This window comes from Vibrio gallaecicus (genome assembly GCF_024347495.1).
Lineage (GTDB): Bacteria > Pseudomonadota > Gammaproteobacteria > Enterobacterales > Vibrionaceae > Vibrio > Vibrio gallaecicus.
This window is the reverse complement of record NZ_AP025491.1, coordinates 1,265,699-1,287,608: the sequence shown is the minus strand read 5'-3', so window position 1 is coordinate 1,287,608 and position 21,910 is coordinate 1,265,699. Positions and strand designations below refer to the sequence as shown.

Here is a 21,910-nt window from a genome sequence, read left to right as displayed (position 1 = left end):
CGGTGGTAAGCTATTTCAGTTTCTAACCTTTAATCTTTTTAAACGTAGAGGTAAATATGATCACCGATAAACTTCAATTACTGTTGGTGGAAGACGACTTAGATTTAGCCACGGCAGTGATTGATTATCTCGATTTAGAAGATATTCAATGTGATCATGCTGCTAATGGTGTGGCTGGACTTAGTTTAATTGAGAACCAGCAGAAGAACGGCAATCAAAGTTATGATGTGATCATTTTAGATCTTAATCTACCTAAAATGAGTGGATTACAGGTGTGCGAGAAACTTCGTGCGCAAGGCATTGATACACCAATTTTGATGTTGACGGCTAGAGATACGTTAGACGATAAGCTTAAGGGTTTCTCTATGGGTGCAGATGATTATTTAGTGAAGCCTTTTGCGATGGAAGAACTGATTGTGCGAGCTCAAGTACTGGCGAAACGTCGAAGTGGGCAGGTTAGCCGTTTATCTGTGTTGGATCTCGATATCGATTTACAACAACAGCAAGCTTACCGGACTGGAAAGCCCCTCAAACTTTCCCCTACGGCATTCAAAATATTAGAAATCCTGATGCGTGAAAGCCCCAAGACGGTTTCTCGTGAAAAAGTCATGCAATGGGTATGGGGCGAAGAGCAACCGGATAGCAATAGCTTGAAAGTGCACATCTTTAACCTGCGTAAGCAAGTAGATACAGGCTTTGACAAAAAATTGGTGCACACAGTGACAGGTAAGGGCTTTGCGATAAAGGAACCGTCTGAATCATGAAGATAAGACCGAGTTTAAGGTTATATGTATTACTAGCGATGCTGCTCACGGGTATCACCACGATTGTGATCATGTCTGCGTTAAGTGTGAGCTACTTTATCTCAGGCATGGACGTGGCAATGCGAGGTTCGATGAGTGCTCAAGCTCATCAAGCGGCTGCGGCTCCTGGGCACCCTGTTACTGCTCAAGAATTTACGGTAGCGACTGAGTGGAATGATTTGCCACAAGAAATTCAAGATAACTTAAAGTTAGCGGAAATGGGCTTTGACGAAATAACCAAGGAGATCATCGGTAAGTCCTTATTTGCGCCTCCTAAAGCCGGCTATTTTGCAATGAAAGTCATGAATGGGGATGAAGTTCGTTATGTGTCAGCCATATTCAAACAAGAGCTTGGTAATTCTTTTGATGATAAAGCTCTGCCTCACTTTATTACTATTTTAGTCACAGCACTTGCCGCGATAGTTCTGTTTTTTGTCATTTTGATATTAATACTCCGCAAAGTAGCGACCCCTGTTGAAGAATTGAAAAATTGGGCGAAAGTACTCGATAAAGATAATATCGAAAGGAGTATTCCTGACTTCCACTACAGTGAATTAAACACGTTAGCAGGCATTATCAGAAACAGCGTGAGTTCAATGCAGGACGGGTTAGAAAGGGAACAAAAATTCTTAGGTTATGCGAGCCATGAATTACGAACGCCAATTGCCGTTACTCGAACAAACAGCGAATTGCTTGAAAAGTTGATTCAAAAAGGTAAAAGCCCAGAGAAACAGTTAGAAGTGGTTGACCGTATCAAGCGCGCTGGTTTCACTATGACTGACTTAACTGAGACTTTATTGTGGCTGACTCGCCAAGAAGATAAAGACCTGCCTATGAATTCCATCCAGCTAGGTAAAATAATAGAACAACTCACTCATGATCTTGAATACCTTCTCAATGGGAAGTCTGTCGAAATCCATTTAAAAACGGACTTATCTTCTAGTCTTCTACCTGAAGGATTGTGCCGAATTGTATTGACGAACTTGGTGCGTAATGCATTTCAACATACTGAAGAAGGGTGCGTTTCGATTGTTCAAGATGGTTTGACTGTCCACGTTATTAATCAAAATGTTGATGGAACAAATGAAGACAATAACTTAGGTTTTGGGCTTGGGTTAGAATTAACAGAAAGGCTTTTGAGCCAATACCATTGGAAGTATCAAAATAAGTCATTGGATACAGGGCGTGAAGTTTACGTAGATTTTTCTTAATGGATTGGCGCGATCGACTGAAAGTTTATTTGTATCACCGCAAGCGAGTTAAAATCTGGAAAGACGCAACTCAAGAAAGCCATGCGCGTACATTAGGCTGGTCAAGCCATTACGCTCAGATTGCTAGGTTTTCCGCTATTGCGTATGCGACAGAATTTGAAAACCGCGCAGTGGTCGATTTAGGCTGTGGCTACGGGCAATTATTTGATTACCTTTCAAACCTCTATTCTTTACAGCGCTACATTGGCGTTGATCAGCAAGCGCATTTCTTAAAGCAAGCGAAAACCCTACACCCTGATCCCCGCTGTGAATTTCTTGCCGGAGACTTAAGTACCGTAAGCGTAAATTCTTGTGATGTTGTGATTGCCAGTGGGTCACTGAATTACAAATCTCGCGATGAAAATTACTTAACCAAAGTGATTACGCATATGTATGAAATGGCGAACGAATGCGTCATTTTTAACTTATTGGATTCCAGTACCTACCCCGAACAACCTTTATTGACTGGTTACAACAAGCAAGGGATCTATCGCTTTTGTCGAACCTTGTGCGACGACGTAACCATCATTGATGGCTATTCACCAGATGACTTCACAGTGGTAATGAAAAAGCATTAGATTTTCATTGGTTAGAGTTGGCGCTTTAGGTTTATTTCTATTAAAGATTTGTTTAATTCCATTGAATGAGATAATTAATCGAAAGGCTAAAATTTCTAGTCTAGACTAATGAGAGGTGCAATTTATAGCACTGCTATTCAGTTGTATTTGTATAAAGTAGTATTTTTATAAAAGTAAGTTGGCATTTTCATATGGCTTAAAAATTACTCTGTGTATTACGAGGATTTAGTATGAAAATTGCAACCAAGATAATCGTCGCTTGTACGTTTCTGTGCGCGGTTGGTGTTGTCGTAAGTGGTGGTTTTGTTGGTTGGAAAGCATCAGGGCTGTCTAAAAATGCACTCTATGAACGAGCATCAAGCCAGTTACTGTCTGTGCGCGAAATTAAGAAAAATGAAATTGAACGCTATTTTAACCAAATAAAATTGCAAGTAGAAACGCTGGCTGATGACCATTCAACTGAACAAGCGTTGGTAGCATTTACTAAGGCTTTCAATGAATACCCTGTAGACAAAGTAACGGAAGATAACCTCAACCAGTTAAAGCGTTATTATTCCAGTCAGTTTGGGATGACTTACCGTTCTCGAAATGCTCAAACGCCAGCCAATGAACTCAGTAAATTAAGTCAAGTTTCCGAAACAGGTAAAGCCCTACAGGCTCGTTATATAAGTGCGAATAATAATGCACTAGGAGAGAAGCACTTACTTGATTACGACAGCCTAAATACCGCTTATGACATTGCCCATAAAGAGTACCATTCCCCTATCCGTCACTATCTAGAAGCTTTTGGTTTTTATGATATTTTCCTTATCGACCTTGATGGAAACGTCGTATATTCCGTATTTAAAGAGCTCGATTTTGCTACTAATCTAGAGACGGGACCATACCGTTCAAGTGGGTTAGGTAAGGCTTATCGTCAAAGTAAGAACCTTTCAAAAAATAGTTATTTTTTAGAAGATTTTTATCCTTACTATCCTTCGTATGAAGCGGCGGCTTCGTTTATTGCGAGCCCTGTTTTCGACCATGGAAGAAGAGTTGGTGTCGTAGTATTTCAAATGCCAGTTGATGCGATTAATGAAATTATGACGTTTTCTGAAGAGTGGGCTCAGGCTGGATTAGGCAGCAGTGGGGAAAGTTACTTGATAGGACCTGATTTATTGCTGAGAAGCCAATCCCGATTCCTCATTGAAAGTAAAGCAGAGTACTTGGCGGCATTAAGCCGTTCGGGTGTATCGTCTGATGTGATTTCTAATATTGATGGCAAAGGTTCATCCATTGGTTTTCAACCCGTTAACTCTATTACGGCAACTCAAGCTTTAGCTGGAGGAAGTGGGGTAGAAATCGTCAATGATTATAGAGGTGTCGCAGTGCTTTCTGCTTATGCTCCTATTGATGCAGCCGGCCTTAAGTGGGGGATTTTAACCGAGATTGATGAAGATGAAGCATTAGCGGATGTCGCGGTATTGAATTCAGCGGTGATGAATACCGTAATTGTCAGTATTGTCGTCATTATCGCCGCGTCTGTAGGAATTTCTTATCTGGTAGGGAACAATATTTCACGTCCAATTAGAAATGCCTCTCTTAAAGTGCAATCAATCAGTCAAAGAAACGATTTGACCGCTCGATTGGACATTCAAGGCAAGGATGAAATGACGGACTTGTCTGCGTCATTAAATGCTTTGTTTGAGCAGCTCCAAGGAATGATCAAGGAATTCGCTGTTGCGACGGAGACTCTGAATCACAACACCCTGTCTATGTCTGGAAATATGAACAGTACTCGCGGAGCGGTTTCTGAACAAAGCCACCGTACTGATAGTGTCGCTACCGCGGTGAACGAAATGAGTGCTTCAATTGCTGAGGTGGCACAGTTCGCCAACCGAGCTGCTGATTATGTGAAAGCAGCTAATGAAACGGGCTCGAAGAGTAAAGATGTAGGACAATCTCTCGGGGATGAAATGTCACAAATTAATACACAAATGAAAATAGCCGTTGAAGCCATTACTCGCCTGCATAATGAAAGTAACTCGATAGCTGAAGTATTGGATGTAATTCAAGGCATTGCAGAGCAGACCAACCTGCTGGCTTTGAATGCAGCAATTGAGGCGGCAAGGGCTGGGGAACAAGGGCGAGGTTTTGCGGTTGTAGCAGACGAAGTCCGTTCTTTAGCAAGCAGAACTCAAGACTCGACAGAAGAAATTCGCTCAAAAATTGAATCGTTACAAAAAGAGACACAAAGCGTTTCTAAAGGCATAGAAAATGCGAATTCATCGGTCATTAAAGGTGTGGGTACTTGTGCCGAAAACACCCAGATGTTGGAGCAAATCGTATCCATGCTAACGGAACTTAATGATATGAACGTGCAAATTGCAGCAGCTACAGAAGAGCAAAAAGCGGTGACTGATGAGATAAGCTCAAGCATTACCTCTATTGCTGATGCCTCTACTGAAGTATCAGAACAAGTGAACCACGTGGATGAAGTGTTAGGCGGTTTGTCTCAGCAGGCAGATAACTTGAATACAGAGATGGATAAATTTAAATATTAAATACGCAATGTGGGATGGCGATAGCATTAATCATTCTATATCGGCTAATTATGTTCTGTCGAAGGTGATGTGAGTTTTCTGGTTTTTGGTTAACTAGTTATTGGATATTTATGGTGTTGCCATCCTCAGAGTTGTTGCCATCACAGAAGTGTAGAGCGATTAAAAAGTTTTGTAATAAATGACTTACAAATCATTACAGACAACGGTGAGGTGAATCACTAAGATTCAATTCATAACTTATGTCGAAGCAAAACTAAAGGTAAAAACTCAGTGAAGATTCAATTATTCATTACTTTATTAGCAACTTCATTCATTACTGGCTGTGTTGTCTACCCAACCGAAAGAACATATTTTAAGCCTGTTGAATCTCAGCAGCTCGAACTAACTAAGTCTCAAAGTTGTGGATACCACAGAGCACAATACGACGGCTTAAAAAATGGGGAAATGAGTGTTTTTCCAGATGATAGAGAGCAAGCGCCACTGAGAGTGCTAATAGTGACTAAGGGATACGAAATTAAGAAAGAAAATACTTCTCTTGTTTTGGATGGAAAGCCAGTAGCTCTTGGGTCGTTTGGGCAACTTTATCACCATTCACACATTAGAGGCTTTGAAGTTACGGTTGACGAAAAACCACGAAATATCGAGAACTTAAAAGTGATAATTGATGGCGAACTTTATGAATTCAACCAGAAAACAGAGTCAGATATTTTTTATGCTTCTATCAATTGTTGATGAAATCTAAATTATTATTGAGAACTGAACTAAGTAATATCGACTGCAAAATGTCATTGAAGTGACATTTTGCAGTCGAGGTTTTACTGTATAGAACGGAGCGGCTTAAGTGTCGTATATTATAGTTTCTTCGAAATAAGCCCATAAGGTAGATTTGAAAAAACTTCAGGTTGACCAATGTAAGTTGGTGCCTCATTCACTTTTTGCCAATCAAGTAACATTATCGCTAGTACATTTCTATGCTCACCGTACTGGAGATCAAAATCTCCAGTAACAGATGGGATCATGCCTTTTTCTTTGTCTATAGAAGCCAAAATAGCTTGGCGTGTTTTTTCTACGACTGGATCATCTTCTAAACCTGCGAGTAAAAATGTCAACCCGACTTCAGCAATCACGTCTTCTTTTGCTCGTAGCAGAATGGTATCGATGTTGTCTCTGAAATAATCGTAAATCCACTGATGTTCTTTTTCACTTACTTGATGTTGGTAGTACTCAGAATCACCAAAGATAATATGAGTCATGCCATACAGTTTATTACCGTATTGCTGTTGGCTTAGTTTCTTATCCGTTTCGTCAGGGTAAGCATCTTTGAATGTCTTTACGAATTCATCCACAACGTCTTGCTCACCTAATTGTCTTAGCCAATATACTTGGTTAGCTAATTGGGCAGCCCATGCCTTAACCATGTCTTGGTTAGATACATAGTGAGAGAAATCATAGCGTCTAATAATCTCACGTAGTTTCTCATCATTTTTATGTTCTAGCCCATATTCATTTGCTCTAGCCATTGAACCCAGCAAATCAACACCTAGATATAAGTACTCTGGCATGTGCTTAGTAATGTTGTAGCGTCGGACGCTTCGTTCATCAGTTTCATCGAGATATGACGTTATTCGTTTTTCTGAATAAAGGACGATTTGTTCAAGAGTGTGCACTTCATTGGAGAGGCGATTCAATTTATTAGCAACCCGAGCCATATCACTCCACACTGCAGCCGAATACTTATCATCAAGGGTTTGGCGATACATACGAAGCCCATAGTGCCCTTCTTTGAATGCAGGAAGAGTATAAAGTTGGCTTTCATACGTATTCTTAATCAAATCGGCACCTTCTTTGTAGTGACGATTTAATGCAGGTTTTTGTATCAACACGTTGTCTGCTGAAGAGTGGCTAGACTCTGTAACACTAATTGACTCGTTTGCGTAAGAGCCAAAAGCCAGAAAAACAGCCAGCGCAATACCACCTGAGAGTGTTGTTAGTTTCATATCAATAGGTCCGGGTGATGAACAAGATTCAAGTAAACTAGCAGTAGGAAGGGGGGATCGTGTGAGTATTCAGTCAAATATAAGTCAGTTTTATTGGTTAATCGTCTTCCAACTTGTTTTTATATAATATATTTATATGAAGCTAACAGCTGATTTTCTGGTTTGCTTTGAGTAGAACCATAGTTAATTGAGGCGAAGTGTCAGATTTATATCAACTTTTAATGATGATTTTCTTATTGCTTTACTTCAAAATCACATCATTGAGATATGCACTTCTTTAACATTTAGTTTACTCTTAGTAATAGTTATATAAATAAAACTGACCTTAATTAATTATGAAATTAAGGAGTACAGTGGAGCATGAATGCTAAATTGGTTAAATAAACAGTGGTCTGTGAGAGTTCTCGCTTTTTCGTTTATTGTGTTAGCAGTAGGAGCGGTCGAATCTTTTCACCGAAACCAGGTTTCATTTTTAAAAAATGAGTCTGCGGCGGAGGCTAAAAAGCACTTGTCTGTAATTCGTTCTCGTTTAGAAGCTGCCATTGTTTCTGATATTTATGTTCTTAATAGCCTCTCTACATTAATCACAGTCAACCCAGATGCTGGTCCCAAAGAGTGGGAAAAAATTGCTGCAAACATCATTCGAGAAGGAACCCATGTCAAGATCATTGGGTTAGCAAAGGATGATGTCATTAACTTCGTCTACCCTTTCAGAGGCAATGAAAAGGCGATTGGCGTGGCTTATCGTGATGTCCCCGAACAGTGGGAGTCGGTAAGAATTGCCCATGAAATTGAGCAAATATTCATCTCTGGACCTGTCGATTTGGTTCAAGGGGGAAAAGGTCTCATTGCAAGAAACCCTATTTTTACCGATCCCCCTTTTAACAAAGATTATTGGGGTGTGTGCAGCGCCATTATTGATTTCCAGTCACTTTTCAAAGATGTCGGCGTTGAGAATTTCGAATTAAAGTACCGACTTGGTATCAGAGGGCTCAATAGTACAGGTAAAGAAGGTGCTATTTTTTATGGTGACTCTTCAGTTTTTGAAGATGCTTTTGCCACTGAACAGGTGAACTTCCCTTACGGAAGTTGGTACATAGCAGCCTCACTTGATGGTGATGCACTTGCCGACTTGCCTTGGTACCGAGTGTACTTTGTTCGTTTGGTCGGTTATGTACTCCTGTTTGTACTCTCTTTAGCGTTTATGACTATTTATCAGTTGTATACCATGGCTCGTAGCCGTTCTCTTCATGACGAATTAACCAAGTTACCGAATCGACGTTATTTCATATACAGCTTAAAACAGCAGTTTGATAGTGCTCGTAAGCATGGCACGGAAACATTTGCGGTGATGAATCTAGATTTGGATAAATTCAAAGCAATCAATGACACTTATGGGCATGCCGCTGGGGATAAAGTACTTGTAGCATGTGCTGAACGATTAAAAAGCGTACTTAGAAGCTCGGACATTGTGGCTCGAATTGGTGGTGATGAATTTTTAATCTTATTGCCCCGAGTGAAAGACGATGTTGACGCCCGAGCGATTAGCCAGAAGTTACAGAGAGTGATTTGTGGAACACCAGTGATCTATGAGCAAGATTTAATATATCTGAAGGTGAGTATTGGATGGGTGACCTACGATTCATGCTATGAAGATGTGGATGCATTAATTAGAGCTGCAGATGAACGAATGTATGAAGAAAAACGCCAGGCACTTCAGGCTCCCAATTTTGTGAAATAAGTAGAATTTTTTCTTGGAAAGTTTTGGTTGCTGAAAGTAGGGAAAAGCCTCAGAATATCGCGCTTTACTCGATATTGAGTAATAGTATGAAGTCGCATAGTCATTCTGATGATTACGGCTTTATCTTCATGTTATCAAACAGAGAAAATAATCTATGAGTTTTACCTCTTTGGGCCTTTCTGCTCCAATCCTTAAAGCAATTGAAGAGCAAGGTTACGACAAGCCATCGCCAATTCAAGAAAAAGCTGTTCCGGCTGTTCTAAAAGGCAACGATGTAATGGCTGCGGCCCAAACGGGTACTGGTAAGACGGCAGGTTTCACGCTTCCTATCTTGGAAATCTTATCAAAAGGCCCTCGTGTTAAGCCTAACCAAGCTCGTGCTTTGGTTTTAACCCCAACTCGTGAACTGGCTGCACAAGTGAATGGCAGTGTAGTGAAGTACTCTAAACACTTGGATATTACGTCGAGTGTTGTATTTGGTGGTGTGAAGATCAACCCGCAAATGCAGAAACTGCGTAAAGGCAGTGACGTATTGGTAGCTACTCCAGGCCGCCTTTTAGATTTGTACAACCAAAACGCGATTCGATTCGATCAATTAGAAATTTTGGTTTTGGATGAAGCAGACCGTATGCTTGATATGGGCTTCATTCGTGACATTCGTAAAATCTTAGCTTTCCTTCCTAAGAAGCGTCAAAACTTGCTATTTTCAGCGACGTTTTCTGATGACATTCGCCGTTTGGCAAAAGGTTTAGTTAATAATCCGGTAGAGATTTCAGTAAACCCAGCTAACTCAACCGCTAAAACTGTAGAGCAAAGCATCTTCCCGGCAGATCAAAAGAAAAAAGCACCGATGCTAGCGAAGCTAATCAAAGATAATGATTGGCACCAAGTTTTGGTCTTTAGCCGTACCAAGCATGGCGCGAACAAGCTTTCTCGTTTCTTAGATGAACAAGGGATCACTTCAGCTCCAATTCACGGTAATAAAAGCCAGGGTGCTCGTACTAAAGCACTTGAAAACTTCAAAACCGGTAAAGTTCGTGTATTAGTGGCGACAGATATTGCCGCTCGTGGTATTGATATCCCTCAGCTGCCGCAAGTTGTGAACTTTGATTTACCTAATGTCTCTGAAGATTATGTTCACCGTATTGGCCGTACCGGTCGAGCTGGGGAAGCTGGCAAAGCGATCTCATTGGTTTCTGCAGATGAAGCGTCTGACCTATTCGGCATTGAACGCCTGATCCAGCAAGTACTTCCTCGCCATGAGCTTGAAGGCTTCGCTCCAGTAAACAAATTGCCGGAGTCACGTTTAGATACTCGTCCTATCAAACAGAAGAAACCTAAAAAGCCAAAAACAGAGCACAACGATGGTCAACGTTCAGGTGAAAACTCTCGCGGTCATAAGCCAGCTGGAAAAAATAAGCGTCACGTAGCGGGTAATGGTTCAGCACCAAAACGCAAACCAAACACAGCGAATAAGCCTGCTAATAAGTCAGGTGAAGGTGCTCAATCTACAACTGATGATAATTCTATTAAGAACAATGGAAATAACTACAGACGCGGTAATGGTGGTAAAAAGCCAGCAACAAATCGTTCGAATAGTGACAATAAGCCATCAGAATATGGTTCAAAGAAGCCTGCAGGTAACCGTTCGAAGAAGCCATTTTCTCGTAACTCAAAGCCTTCATCAGCACCGAAAGCGAACGGATAGTTATTGTTACTTAGGCTGTATTTAGATAAATAACTTAGAGCTAGGCTAAAATCTGTATTGATTAGCTCGAGTGATCATTAAGGTGGCATAAAGCCTTAATGCTATTGAATAATAAAAAGCGCAAAGCTCATATTGAGTCTTTGCGCTTTTTTATGCCTTTTTCTAATGAGTAGCTTGTTTACGAATGTATCGGATATGAGACGTTAAATTAGCCTAATTTAAACTCACTCAGCTTTCGTTGAACATCGGCAACTTCAACTTTGTAATCATCTACGATGGTATTCAAGTCATTAGCCAAAGTTCCTGTACTTTGAGCTATTTCACTAAGCGTATCTACGTCTTTATCGACTTCTTCACTGGCTTTCGATTGCTCGATTGTTGAGTTAGCAATACTCGTTATATGCTCACTGAGCTGCTCTATGACGGTCTCAAGTTGCTGAACACTTCCATTCACTACATGAACGGATTGGTATGTGCCATCGCTTGCCTCTCGGCTCTTATCCATATTATTGACTGACCGACGAGTATTCTCAGTGATCTTTTCAAGTAGCTGGCTAATATTCTCAGTTGCGTCTTTACTGCGTTGTGCTAGATCCCTAACTTCTGATGACACTACTGCAAAGCCGCGTCCATGCTCACCAGCTCGTGCAGCTTCAATTGCAGCATTTAAGGCGAGTAAGTTGGTTTGCTCGGAGATCCCTTGAATGGATGCTACGATTTGACCAATGCTATGAGTATCTTTCTCAAGCTCTGTCATACAGTTTTGCGTTTCGGAAATTTGAGCTAATAACCCCTCAACAGAAGCAAAAGATGCTTCACTTTGATTTAGGCAATCTGTCACTTGTCCTTTCATGTCAGAAGTTTCAGATAGAGCTCTTTCCGCTGATGAAGCTATCTCTAAACTTGATTGAGATAATTCTGTCATAGCTGTGGCAATATTTTCACACTTCGCTGTTGTGGCTTGACTACTGCTGCCTAGGTTGTGTGAGTTACTCACAATCGTCTCAAGTCGAATCGTACTGTGCTCGTTTGTTTTAGTCACATCTGACAGCAGGTTCTTGATATTGACCGTAAGAGCATCAATGCTTGACGAAATTTGTGAAATTTCATCTTTACCATCCATATTCAGTTGAACAGTCAGGTCTCGTTGTGTCGACATTTGACCTAAATTAGACGTTAAGAAACCTACGCGTTTTTTTAGATTCTGGACGCATAAAATAATGGAAAGTAAAAGAATAGAACCCACGATTATGATGAGTAAAATGAATAAATTACTCAAAAAGTTGGCGCGTTCAGCATTGCTATTTGACTTGTTGATCATACTTTCTTGTAAGTCACTACGTAGACCATTGAGTAGCTTTATTCGGTCTGTCGCTAATGAAAACCAAGCACTAGCATCTGGACCTTTTACTGAATCCAAATGATTAGACTGAGCTAGAAAACTATTCTGTATATTGACGACTTGTTTCCAGCTATCTTGCTGAGTAAGGCTCGTCAATTGACTTTTATAAACGTCTGGCATTTCGATACGTGCATTACGCATCGCATAGCTACCTTGTTCAATATAGCCTTGGATATTCGTAAAGAGCTTTGGGGTAGCGCTACCTCGTGCGAATACGCCATTAAGTGCTCCACGAACCTGCCCTGCTTTTTCTTTCATCGTCACAATCGAGATCAATGAAGCGCCCACAGTGGTTATCTCTGCATTTGATATGTTGGCAAGCAGCATGGCTGAGTTATCAATAGCAAGCTGGTTGATATCTGAGTAGTAGGCAAAAGGAGATGCTTTAGGTTTTAAGCTATCAACTTGAGATCGAATGTCTGAAATAGTACGTAAACGCTGTTGAATGTCTTTACTTAACTTGAGTGTTAATTCTTGTGATAGGTACTGAGGAGTATATTGAATCAAAGCATCAATGTGTTTGTCTGCGACTTTGCGTTGCTTATTCAAGTTAGAGACTTGAGTAGGGTTACCTTTACTGCCAAGTACGCCTGCCGACAATCCACGTTCAACTGCGATGTTATGGGCTAGGTTGTCGTAAAGTGCAACAAGCTGTACCGCTTCTTGGTCTTGATTTGATGTATTGGCTTGCTCTCGGTAGTCAAAAACTGACAAGGTGGCGAGTATTAGTGATATAAGCAGTGGAACACCCGCAATAAAAGTGACCACTAGATAAAGCGGGAACCGACGTAGAATAGAGTTCAAAACATTCTCCTGAACAGAGTCGTTTAATAGTTACTTTGATGGGTTGAGTATAGGATCTAAGGTGTTGAATTTCCTATATAAATATCGACGCAAATCACACTTTAATATATGTCTTTATTGTCAATAACACTATTGAGTAATTTATACCTCTTTTTTTTGTAGTTACTCGGTACTGCTAGAGAGTAAGCCGCAAAGTTGATTGCTGATAAGGGGCTCACTAGCAAATCTATTTTAAATTGCGTTTTGCGATTGCAATATGCAAATGTTAAGTGGTAATTGTCGTAAATAAGCGCTTGAATGCCTAATAAATGGTGCTTTATAAGTTGGCACGCATACTGCATTAGTATTAGTGACCCTTCTTAAGCCGAGGGTCACCTAGCCAACTGACGTTGTTAGTGAACCTAATATTGTTCACAAAAATATATAGCCAATCACTGATTTGTGGTTGGTTTTTTTTTGCCTAAAATTCACGAACAACCAAATCATTGCAAGGCTATGTACCACTCTTCCTACCATTACTATTTGCGTTCTTTGTTTATCACTTTGCCTGAACACTTACTTAACATTTAGAATGATGCACAAGATTTATGCTCCACACTTAGAGTAACAACTTGGTTGGCGCGGGCACTCTGCACCTCGAGAACAAATTAGTCGAGCTTCGGTTTCTATTCCTCTTTCTATCCAATTTATATTGAGAATTTTTGCGATAGTAGTGAGATCTTTCTTAATACTATTTGGAATGATGACTGAACCTCCGTTGCTCACACAAGATGCTTTCAGCTCTTCGGCTATGGATCTTGAGTCTCCACCTTGAGCATCGATTGCTGGATTAAGGTCAATACCAGCGCATAGAACTCGGTTGTTTCCTGCTGGATCTGTCATGTTGACGGACTCACAGCAATAAATACGAGGCTCGTCTCCAACATTTAATATTGAAATTTGTGCTGAGCTTCCGGCTCTTGGTTCGGTTAACCTACGGAACACTGCCCAGTGTTGACATGGATCGGCAACGGTTCTCATGTTTCCCCATGGAAGTGGTATGCCATTTCCTCTGTAAACGGCTTTTAGCTTCCCTGGACCGTAAGCATCGAAATAGTGCCAATGAGGGTAAGGAGAAACGACAGTCATTCTTCTCATGGCTACTGATGGAGAAACGCCTGCGCGTTTATGGACATCAATTTCATAGCCGGTTCGGTCAAGTAACTGCCTAAATGGAACCTTGGGGCAAAGTAGAGCGCCTGCAAAAAAACTGGATTCAAAATCTCGCCAAGCTTGAAGAATATCTTGAGAGTTCAATAGTGAAGATGAAGCAGATTGAGTGTCGTCCCAAGTGTTGTTATTGCCAACAGACAGGACACTTTTAAGACCTTCTTTACTATGCAAGATACAGTGACCGATATAAACGGATAAATCGTACTTCAAGCGCGTTGGGTATTCTTTGAGTATCTCATTTAAGTAAATGGTTCCTGGTGGTTCAAAAAATGAAGTCACTAGTTGCTTGGCGTTTATACCTAGCTCGTCTACTACATCTTTTGGCGTTCGAGTGACCCAGCGAATTTGGATACCTAAATCCCGCGCGATATCAATGAGGTCTTCAACACCTAAGTTAAGCCGTTTGAGTCCAACTTCTTCGGCCGCACGCTCAAGATCGGGGAAGTGGTTTTGGTTACTTTCTTGATGGGCTCTTATCAACAGGTGAGCAAACTGTTTACCTGAAATCCCAGTTTGCGACAGCATCTCTGGAATGGCAATTTGCAAAATGTCATTTGAGAATAAAAAACTGGGCTCTAAAGCCATCCCACGGATACCACCTCGGTTTCCTTTGTCTGGGGTAATGGCCTGCTGTTCTGGCTCGTCATCCAAAAACCATGTGGGGTCTTTTTGGAATACTTGAGCAACCACTTCAAGCATATCAATACTTGGTACTCGCTTTCCTCGCTCGATCATCGATAGATAAGAAACGGAAGGGGCGTACTCTGGGTTGATGCGAATACAGCGCGCAGAGAGATCTTCCATCGTGAGATGGTTCCTTTTTCTTAGGTTCCTAATTTTGGTTCCAAGAAAATGTGACTGACGAACTAAACTTTTTGACAAGGCCATATTTGTAAAATTCACACTGTAAAATTTTTGTTGTGAAATTGTAAGTAAAAAAGAGTTAGTCTACAAACTAAGCAATTCACAAAATGACAAAGTATTTAAACGTTAGTTTGGAATTATTGCTCTAGAACACATTATTACTGAATGAGCTTGTAAGTTTTCATAATAAATATCGGATTGAAATTAGATTTTCTGCCTTCAATCTACAATTTGAAAACTGACTGGTTAAAGAGAAACAGTGAATGGTCACTGAATTAGTCAAGAGGGAAAGACTATGAATATGCTTACTTTCGATAAAACAGAAATCCAAAAACAAACAAAACCATTTATCGCTGAAGCTGTCTTTGCCGTAGAGACAATCAGTTCAAACCGACAAAGTGAAAAGCAGATCAAAGCTAAACAGCTACTTGATAGACTTTTCCCACTAGAAAATGGCTCACATCAAGACGTGACGAGTTATGTTATCGATTACCGACACGTATTGGCATTTTTTAAAAATGGTCAGCACAGTGGCTTACAGCACCCAAAACAATTTGTTGCTTACATGGGAGAGAAGTGCGACCCAGACTCAATTTTGTTAAGAGATGGTAGTGGTAGCCACCTAGAAGTAATGTTCGGCAGCCACAAAGGAACAGGGTGTGTTGAACTGGTTGATATTGACGATATTCAATTAGAGACATGCACAACCTTTAGCCAAGCGCCTAAAGATATGACATCAGATAGAAGTACACTGGATGAGTCCACAGCAGCAATGCGACACTGGATCAGCTTGGTAAAAGGTGATGAGAAAGGTAAGCCTAAAGCATGCAGTGAAGATAAAGAATTCAAAGCGAAAAGTGGTGAAGACTACAGGCTTGATTACTGTTATCACCTATAAAAACCATTTTAGTGCTCCTCCAATGATTCACACATAATGTAAAAGAATTAATGGTGCTCAAGAAATTAATAGCGCTCAGACAAGGGAAGTACTGGGTTCTATTTTTAAGAATGACAAAGCCTCGAAATATCGAGGCTTTGTGCTATTAAATGAAACTATTTAAAGAGTAGGCTATAAACAAAACGTTAAGCTTCTTTGAGTGAGCCAAGCATGTTCAAACGATATTCGTCTTAGAACTATAGTCACTAAAAGAGTCTTCTTTTATATAGGCATGACTCTGTTACGACCAAGTGATTTTGCTTCGTAGAGTAATTTATCTGCTCTATCAATCAGTGATTCTGGGCTTTCCCCTTTCTTAAACTCAACGACACCATATGAAGCGGTAATATTTCCAACTTGCTTACCGCTACGGCGATCTTTTATGGATAATTTTTCAATGGTACGTCGGCTAGTATCAGCAAATTGTCTTGCAATACGCAAAGATTTATTTGGTACGATTAAAGCGAATTCTTCACCACCAAATCGATAGGCACTGATGCCATCTCTACTGCTTAACTGAAGTTTGCGAGCAATACTTTTTATCACGGTGTCACCGAATAAGTGCCCATAGGTATCATTAAAAGATTTGAAATGGTCGATATCGAGAAGTATTAAGCACATCGCTTGATTCGTTTCACACAGAGTTTGGAGGTCTTTGTCGAATGAGCGGCGATTATAAAGGCTAGATAGACTATCAAACAGTGCGTCTTTTTGAACTTCTACAAGTTGATTCTTTAGGCGGCTAATTTCACTTGAAGCATTATTTAGCTGAGAGTTTAGAAATTGAGTCGAGTGTCTGATATCTCTTGATTCAGAAACAAGCTGTCGGACAAGCCCCATAACTTCATCGATAGACATGCCTTCATTCTCGACTCTAGACAGATCCCCTAAACTTTTGTCGATCATTTCTGAAAATGCAGAAGTGTCCGCTAAAGTATCATTCATTGAATGTGCAACCTCTGTCACCAAAACTTCAATACTCGCACGAAGCTCATTCATATTGGTTTCTGATTTACTGGCTACATAGTTGGTGTAAAGAGTGTCGCCAACTGTAGGGGGGCAAATGCCATATTGTTCTAGAACACTATCCATTTCTTTCGTTAGCTGAGGAATTGCATTATCAACATAGGTATACCACAACGCATAATTTGCAGGTGTAGTAGACACTCTGTTTTTCATCATGAGTGGAACAGCTTTTTTTAAGTTAGCGGTCGATTTTTGAAATTCATCTTTTTTCATTATTCTTACTGCAACTAGGAATATTAACGGGAGTGACTTAAAGATAAGACTAGCGGATTTTTGCGTAATTTGCTTTAAAAATTATATGATTAATGGGGTCGGGTTATATTAAATCGACACAAATTAGGATGTTCATATGAATTTAATAGTACGAAGTGCCGCAGAATGAAATTGAGGTGGGGGAAAATAACGCAATAGAAACAAAAAAGCGCCGATAAAAATCAGCGCTTTAAAATTCTTAAGCTAAATGCTTATTATTGAGCAACAACGTTAGCTGCTTGTAGGCCTTTTTGACCGTTCTCAACTTCGAAAGAAACCTTTTGGCCTTCTTTAAGAGTTTTGAAACCTTCAGATGCGATAGCACGGAAGTGTACGAATACGTCAGCGCCGCCGTTGTCTTGAGAAATGAAACCGAAACCTTTCTCTTCGTTAAACCATTTTACAGTGCCAGTATTTGTGTTAGACATAATTTGTCCCTTATTCATAAATTTTAATTGTTTATTGCAGTCTTCTGCAATGCGCTGATAATTGAATTATTTAATATTGCTAAGAAATAAGGAAAAACTACTTACAAAAACGGGTAACGATTTTACATGTCAATTTTACTTTTCTAACTTAAATAACTCTGGCTAACAGAGCGAGAGCATGGTAACACATTCTTAGAGGCTGTACACACTTTGATTGAGTTTTTACGAAAAAAAATTGCTGGTTATTTTCGAAGGAAAAGGGAGCGTGCGCTCCCTTGTTTATTGACTTTATTGATGATTAACGTTTGAAGTTAACATCTTCCGTTTGATCAAGGTTGATCTTGGTTTTTGCTAACTGAGTTTCTGCAATTACTTTACCATGACGAACCGAGTACTGAACTGGGACTTGGCGACGAACAGCATCAAAACCATTTTCGGCAGGAAGTATAAGTAAACTGCCAGGTTTGCCTTCTTCTATACCGTAATTATCTTGAATATTAAGAGTGCGGGCTGAATTCTTGCTGATTAAATCAAGTGATTGATTGATTTGGTCATAACCCATCACTTGAGTAACGTGCAAGCCCATGTGTAAAACTTGCAGCATATTTGCTGTGCCCAGTGGGTACCATGGATCAAATACGTCGTCATGGCCAAAGCATACATTAATATTCGCAGCGAGCATTTCCTTTACTCTGGTAACACCACGGCGTTTAGGGTAATCATCAAAGCGGCCTTGCAAGTGAATGTTCACTAAGGGGTTAGCGACAAAATTAATGCCAGACATTTTAAGTAGACGGAATAAGCGAGAAGCATAAGCACCGTTGTAAGAACCCATTGCGGTTGTATGGCTTGCCGTGACTTTATTACCCATCTCAAATTTATGAGCGAGAGCCGCTAGTGTTTCAACAAAGCGTGATTGTTCATCGTCAATTTCGTCACAGTGAACATCGATCAAGCAATTGTATTTCTGTGCCAGTTCAAATACGTAATGAAGAGATTCAATGCCATATTCACGAGTAAACTCAAAATGTGGAATTGCACCAATTACATCGGCACCAAGTTTTACGGCTTCTTCTAACAGCTCTTTGCCATTTGGATAAGAAAGAATTCCTTCTTGCGGGAAAGCGACAATTTGTATGTCTACCCACTCTTTCATTTCTTCACGAACTTCTACCATCGCTTTTAATGCAATTAATGTTGGATCTGACACATCCACGTGAGTCCGAACGTGCTGGACGCCGTTAGCAATTTGCCATTTCAGAGTTTGCTTTGCTCTTGATTTTACATCTTCTATTGAAAGCAGTTCTTTACGTTCTGACCAACGCTCAATGCCTTCAAATAAAGTGCCTGAAATATTCCAATTAGGTTCACCAGCCGTTTGGGTAGTGTCTAAGTGAATATGTGGCTCACAAAATGGCGAGACAGCAAGACCGCCTTCAACATCAAGAGTGTCTCCTTGGTGATCTAGTGGCTCATCTATGTTGAGAATACGTTTGAATTGACCGTCTTCTATCAGAATATTTTTCAAGGCATCTTGGTCTTGAATTTTGGCATTCTTGATAAGTAGGGTTGTCATAATGAGTCCTTAAGCCGCCTGAGAAGTCAGTGCTTTTTTATTGATTAGAGGGTTAAGTATTAGGTAGCTAAACGCCCCACCTAAAACTGCATTTAAAGGCACAACGCCTGGTAGGAAGTGACCTGCAGCTACACCGATTGCGACCGCGATAATGCCAGCCCAGTTAACGGTTTTGAACTCTGCTTTTGCAAAATCTTTGTAATGTTTACGGTTCGAGAAAAAATCCGCAATTATTACGCCACCAATTGGTGGGATAGCAAGTGATAGAAAAGTTAGCCAGCCCACAAAATTGTTATATAGCCAAAGAGCGAAAATAGTACCAATGATGCCGTTGATTATAGACATAGCAGTACTTGAACGACCTGTAATATTCGAAATACCTAAACCTGAAGCATAAAGAGCATTCTCATTGGTGGTCCAGATATTCAAGCCCAGTACAATAATTGCAGGAAGTAATAATCCTTGTGCAATCATGACATCTGAAATGTCTGAGTGCCCAGTCGCTGCAGCACCTGCCGCGCCAAAAATGAACATTAACGAATTACCGATGAAGAAAGCCACCATAGTCACTAATACTGCACTGGCAGGTTTTTTACCAAAACGTACGAAGTCGGCAGTTAATGTACCGGCACTAACAAAAGACCCCACCACCATCGCAAGCGCGACGGAGAAGTCCATTGGTGTCTCAGGCTTTATGAGCTGAAGCTGTTCTAAACCGCCTACACTGTCTACTGCGGTGAAGACAGAATAACTGCCTAAGATAGCAATAGACGGAACAGCAATCGCAGACAAAATCATGAGTGCTTTTATACCAAAATAGACGGTTGCAGTCATAAGTAAGCCAGAAACTATGATCAATGTATTGGTATCAATACCTGTCGCTTTTTGTACTGGAATAGCAAACATTGCGACACCTACACCAAACCAACCAACTTGAGTTCCACCAAGTAAAGCCGAAGGGAGCCAAGAGCCTTTAGTTCCGAAAGAAAAACGAGCAAGAAGGTGAGTGGAAAGACCTGTGGAAGCTCCAATGTAGCCAAGAAATGAAGTGTAGATACCAAGAATTAAGTTGCCAATTAGTACGGCGAGGAAAAAGTCGTCAAAAGAAAGCCCAGTTCCCAGTGAACCCCCCGTCCACATACTTGCAGAGAAGAAAGTGAGTCCGAGCATTACCATAGTAAGTGAAGCGACCCCTTTCCTAGCCGATGTTGGTACCGGCCCGAGACTGTAGTTATTATCAGCCATTTTACACCTCCGCAATTACAATTAATTTAAATTAAATTGACCATATTTCAGGTAAACGTGCGCATTATGGTGATATAGATAGATTAGTCAATAAAGTTTTCATTATGAAGTCTTGATAGTCTGAGGTTTTTATTTTAAAAGCTTTAAAAAACAGTCAATTAAGTTTTCATAATTATTTATTAAAAATAATAAAGAATCGATTACTATTGGTGTGATTATTGTTTATTAAGCTGTGTTGACTTGATAAATTCGATTATATGCTTATGAATGATTAACTGTAAAAATTGTGATTTGAATATGGTACTTTGAATTTGCACCCACACCACTTTCACTCTCTGTGAGCAGACAGTAAAAGTGGGTTTCTGGTAGAAGTTAGAGGTATTGAAAGGATTAAGATTTAAACTATTTGATAGCAGTACAGAAGCTTACATCAGCGTGACCTTTTTCAAGGTCGTAGTGGTGATAAAGTTCAAAGCAAGGGCGGTCATCAGTGTCTAGTCCTTGATCAACGACTTGGGCGATGAGTTCATCCCATGTAGATCCATACTGGGACTTATCAGTAATGGTTTTTCGAACCGTTGCATATTTCCCGCCAGTAAAATTTTTCACCTCTATCCCTTGAGGTGGCGTGATTGATTCATCGATCATTAGGCATAAATCAGTTCGGCAATTTTCAGCTGCAGTAATTTCAGGGTTATCGTGATAAATAAAGATCGAAGTATTGCCTGCTAATCCTTCAGGACCTGCCCAAGAGTAAAGTTTGCCAAGTGCTGGGTCATAGTTTTCACCATAAGGACCTGTAACTCGTAGGTAAGCGATCTGGCTTGATTCGAATGTCTTAATTTCCATATTGTTGCTCCATAAGGTTCGTTCATATCCAGTATATTGCGGTGTCTTTTTTCCGGCGTGTCCAATCTTGCGCAGTGAGTGTCCAATCTTGCTGCTTCTCAGAAGTACCGAAAAATCATGAATATTTTCACATTCCCTTATTTGACTCGGAGTAAGTGCAAAATGCTGTTTGAAGGCTTTTGCTAAGCTTTGAGAGCTTGAAAACCCATATCCTAATGCGACAGAAGTAATGTTTGGTTTTGTATAGAAAAGTTCATTGGCGGCGGCCTCTAACCTTAGCCTCCGAATAAATTCGTTGAGAGTTTCCCCCGTCACAGCTTTAAAGATTCTATGGAAATGATAAGGCGATAGGCAGGCTAACTCAGCAACTTGCTTTAAATTGAGTGGCTCGTTGAAATTTTTTTCTAGATATCGAATTACAGGGAGAAGTTTTATTGAATAGTCTGTTTTCATAAGAGCACTCGGTTGCTTGAACGAGAGTAGTGTAGCGAAGTCATTTACAGTGCTTAGTACTGACAGGTCAAAACGGGAGTCGTTTCACACAGAAGATGTGTTGAAAGTTGGTCAGTGCAAGTGAAGCAGAACTATAAGTAGATGGTAGTGACGTTTACGAGCAATAGATAAAAAAAGAGCCAATTGCAATAACCGCAATTGGCTTATATATAGTGTGAACAATGAGAGTTCACTAACAACGT

Annotated in this window: 16 protein-coding genes; 8 read left to right on the top strand and 8 right to left on the bottom strand. The window is 40.3% G+C overall.

The window, feature by feature from the left end:
• The first annotated feature begins 56 nt into the window (after positions 1-56).
• The 5 genes from OCU78_RS20630 to OCU78_RS20610 all read left to right on the top strand — a co-directional run bounded on the left by OCU78_RS20630 (position 57) and on the right by OCU78_RS20610 (position 5,906).
• Positions 57-764: a response regulator transcription factor gene (locus OCU78_RS20630; RefSeq protein ID WP_137373693.1), complete on the top strand. Its 708-nt coding sequence runs from the start codon at positions 57-59 to the stop codon at positions 762-764.
• On the top strand, positions 761-2,014 hold the full coding sequence (locus OCU78_RS20625; RefSeq protein WP_137373694.1) for a sensor histidine kinase: 1,254 nt from the start codon (positions 761-763) through the stop codon (positions 2,012-2,014). The genes OCU78_RS20630 and OCU78_RS20625 overlap by 4 nt, the downstream gene beginning before the upstream one ends.
• Complete coding sequence (locus tag OCU78_RS20620; RefSeq protein ID WP_137373695.1) at positions 2,014-2,631, top strand: class I SAM-dependent methyltransferase; 618 nt, start codon at positions 2,014-2,016, stop codon at positions 2,629-2,631. Before OCU78_RS20625 ends, OCU78_RS20620 begins: the two co-directional genes overlap by 1 nt.
• Before the next feature lie 230 nt (positions 2,632-2,861).
• Positions 2,862-5,174, top strand: coding sequence for a methyl-accepting chemotaxis protein (locus OCU78_RS20615; RefSeq protein ID WP_137373696.1), 2,313 nt, complete (start codon positions 2,862-2,864; stop codon positions 5,172-5,174).
• 270 nt (positions 5,175-5,444) lie between these two features.
• Positions 5,445-5,906, top strand: coding sequence for a hypothetical protein (locus tag OCU78_RS20610; protein ID WP_137373697.1), 462 nt, complete (start codon positions 5,445-5,447; stop codon positions 5,904-5,906).
• Positions 5,907-6,025: 119 nt separating this feature from the next.
• Here OCU78_RS20610 and OCU78_RS20605 read toward each other — a convergent pair whose 3' ends face one another.
• Complete coding sequence (locus OCU78_RS20605; protein WP_137373698.1) at positions 6,026-7,171, bottom strand: DUF3541 domain-containing protein; 1,146 nt, start codon at positions 7,169-7,171, stop codon at positions 6,026-6,028.
• A 364-nt stretch (positions 7,172-7,535) separates the two neighbouring features.
• Between OCU78_RS20605 and OCU78_RS20600 the strand changes: the two genes are divergently transcribed.
• Both OCU78_RS20600 and OCU78_RS20595 read left to right on the top strand, forming a co-directional pair.
• Positions 7,536-8,912, top strand: a complete 1,377-nt coding sequence (locus OCU78_RS20600; protein WP_137373699.1) for a diguanylate cyclase domain-containing protein — start codon at positions 7,536-7,538, stop codon at positions 8,910-8,912.
• Between the two features lie 154 nt (positions 8,913-9,066).
• The gene (locus tag OCU78_RS20595) at positions 9,067-10,620 is read left to right on the top strand and encodes a DEAD/DEAH box helicase (RefSeq protein ID WP_137373700.1); all 1,554 of its coding nucleotides are present in this window, start codon (positions 9,067-9,069) and stop codon (positions 10,618-10,620) included.
• 208 nt (positions 10,621-10,828) lie between these two features.
• Here the strand turns inward: OCU78_RS20595 and OCU78_RS20590 are convergent, their stop codons facing one another.
• Both OCU78_RS20590 and OCU78_RS20585 read right to left on the bottom strand, forming a co-directional pair.
• On the bottom strand, positions 10,829-12,826 hold the full coding sequence (locus OCU78_RS20590) for a methyl-accepting chemotaxis protein (protein ID WP_137373701.1): 1,998 nt from the start codon (positions 12,824-12,826) through the stop codon (positions 10,829-10,831).
• A gap of 585 nt (positions 12,827-13,411) precedes the next feature.
• Entirely contained in the window at positions 13,412-14,842 is a 1,431-nt protein-coding gene (locus OCU78_RS20585; protein WP_240701743.1) for a DUF3612 domain-containing protein, read from the bottom strand.
• Positions 14,843-15,197: 355 nt separating this feature from the next.
• On the opposite strand from OCU78_RS20585, the gene OCU78_RS20580 reads away from it, so the two are divergent.
• A complete protein-coding gene (locus tag OCU78_RS20580) occupies positions 15,198-15,800 on the top strand; it encodes an aldolase/citrate lyase/malate synthase family protein (protein ID WP_137373703.1) in 603 nt (200 codons plus the stop codon).
• Between the two features lie 261 nt (positions 15,801-16,061).
• On the opposite strand, the gene OCU78_RS20575 is transcribed toward OCU78_RS20580, so the two are convergent.
• The 5 genes from OCU78_RS20575 to OCU78_RS20555 all read right to left on the bottom strand — a co-directional run bounded on the left by OCU78_RS20575 (position 16,062) and on the right by OCU78_RS20555 (position 21,668).
• Positions 16,062-17,078 carry a GGDEF domain-containing protein gene (locus OCU78_RS20575; RefSeq protein WP_137373704.1) on the bottom strand — a complete coding sequence of 339 codons (1,017 nt, stop codon included), beginning with the start codon at positions 17,076-17,078 and terminating at the stop codon, positions 16,062-16,064.
• Between the two features lie 254 nt (positions 17,079-17,332).
• Positions 17,333-17,545, bottom strand: coding sequence for a transcription antiterminator/RNA stability regulator CspE (gene cspE, locus OCU78_RS20570; RefSeq protein WP_004730009.1), 213 nt, complete (start codon positions 17,543-17,545; stop codon positions 17,333-17,335).
• Between the two features lie 298 nt (positions 17,546-17,843).
• Positions 17,844-19,121: a cytosine deaminase gene (locus OCU78_RS20565; RefSeq protein ID WP_137373705.1), complete on the bottom strand. Its 1,278-nt coding sequence runs from the start codon at positions 19,119-19,121 to the stop codon at positions 17,844-17,846.
• A gap of 9 nt (positions 19,122-19,130) precedes the next feature.
• Positions 19,131-20,366 (bottom strand): cytosine permease, encoded by a 1,236-nt coding sequence (gene codB, locus OCU78_RS20560; RefSeq protein ID WP_137373706.1) that lies wholly within the window; start codon positions 20,364-20,366, stop codon positions 19,131-19,133.
• 402 nt (positions 20,367-20,768) lie between these two features.
• A complete protein-coding gene (locus tag OCU78_RS20555; protein ID WP_137373707.1) occupies positions 20,769-21,668 on the bottom strand; it encodes an AraC family transcriptional regulator in 900 nt (299 codons plus the stop codon).
• Between the last annotated feature and the right edge of the window lie 242 nt (positions 21,669-21,910).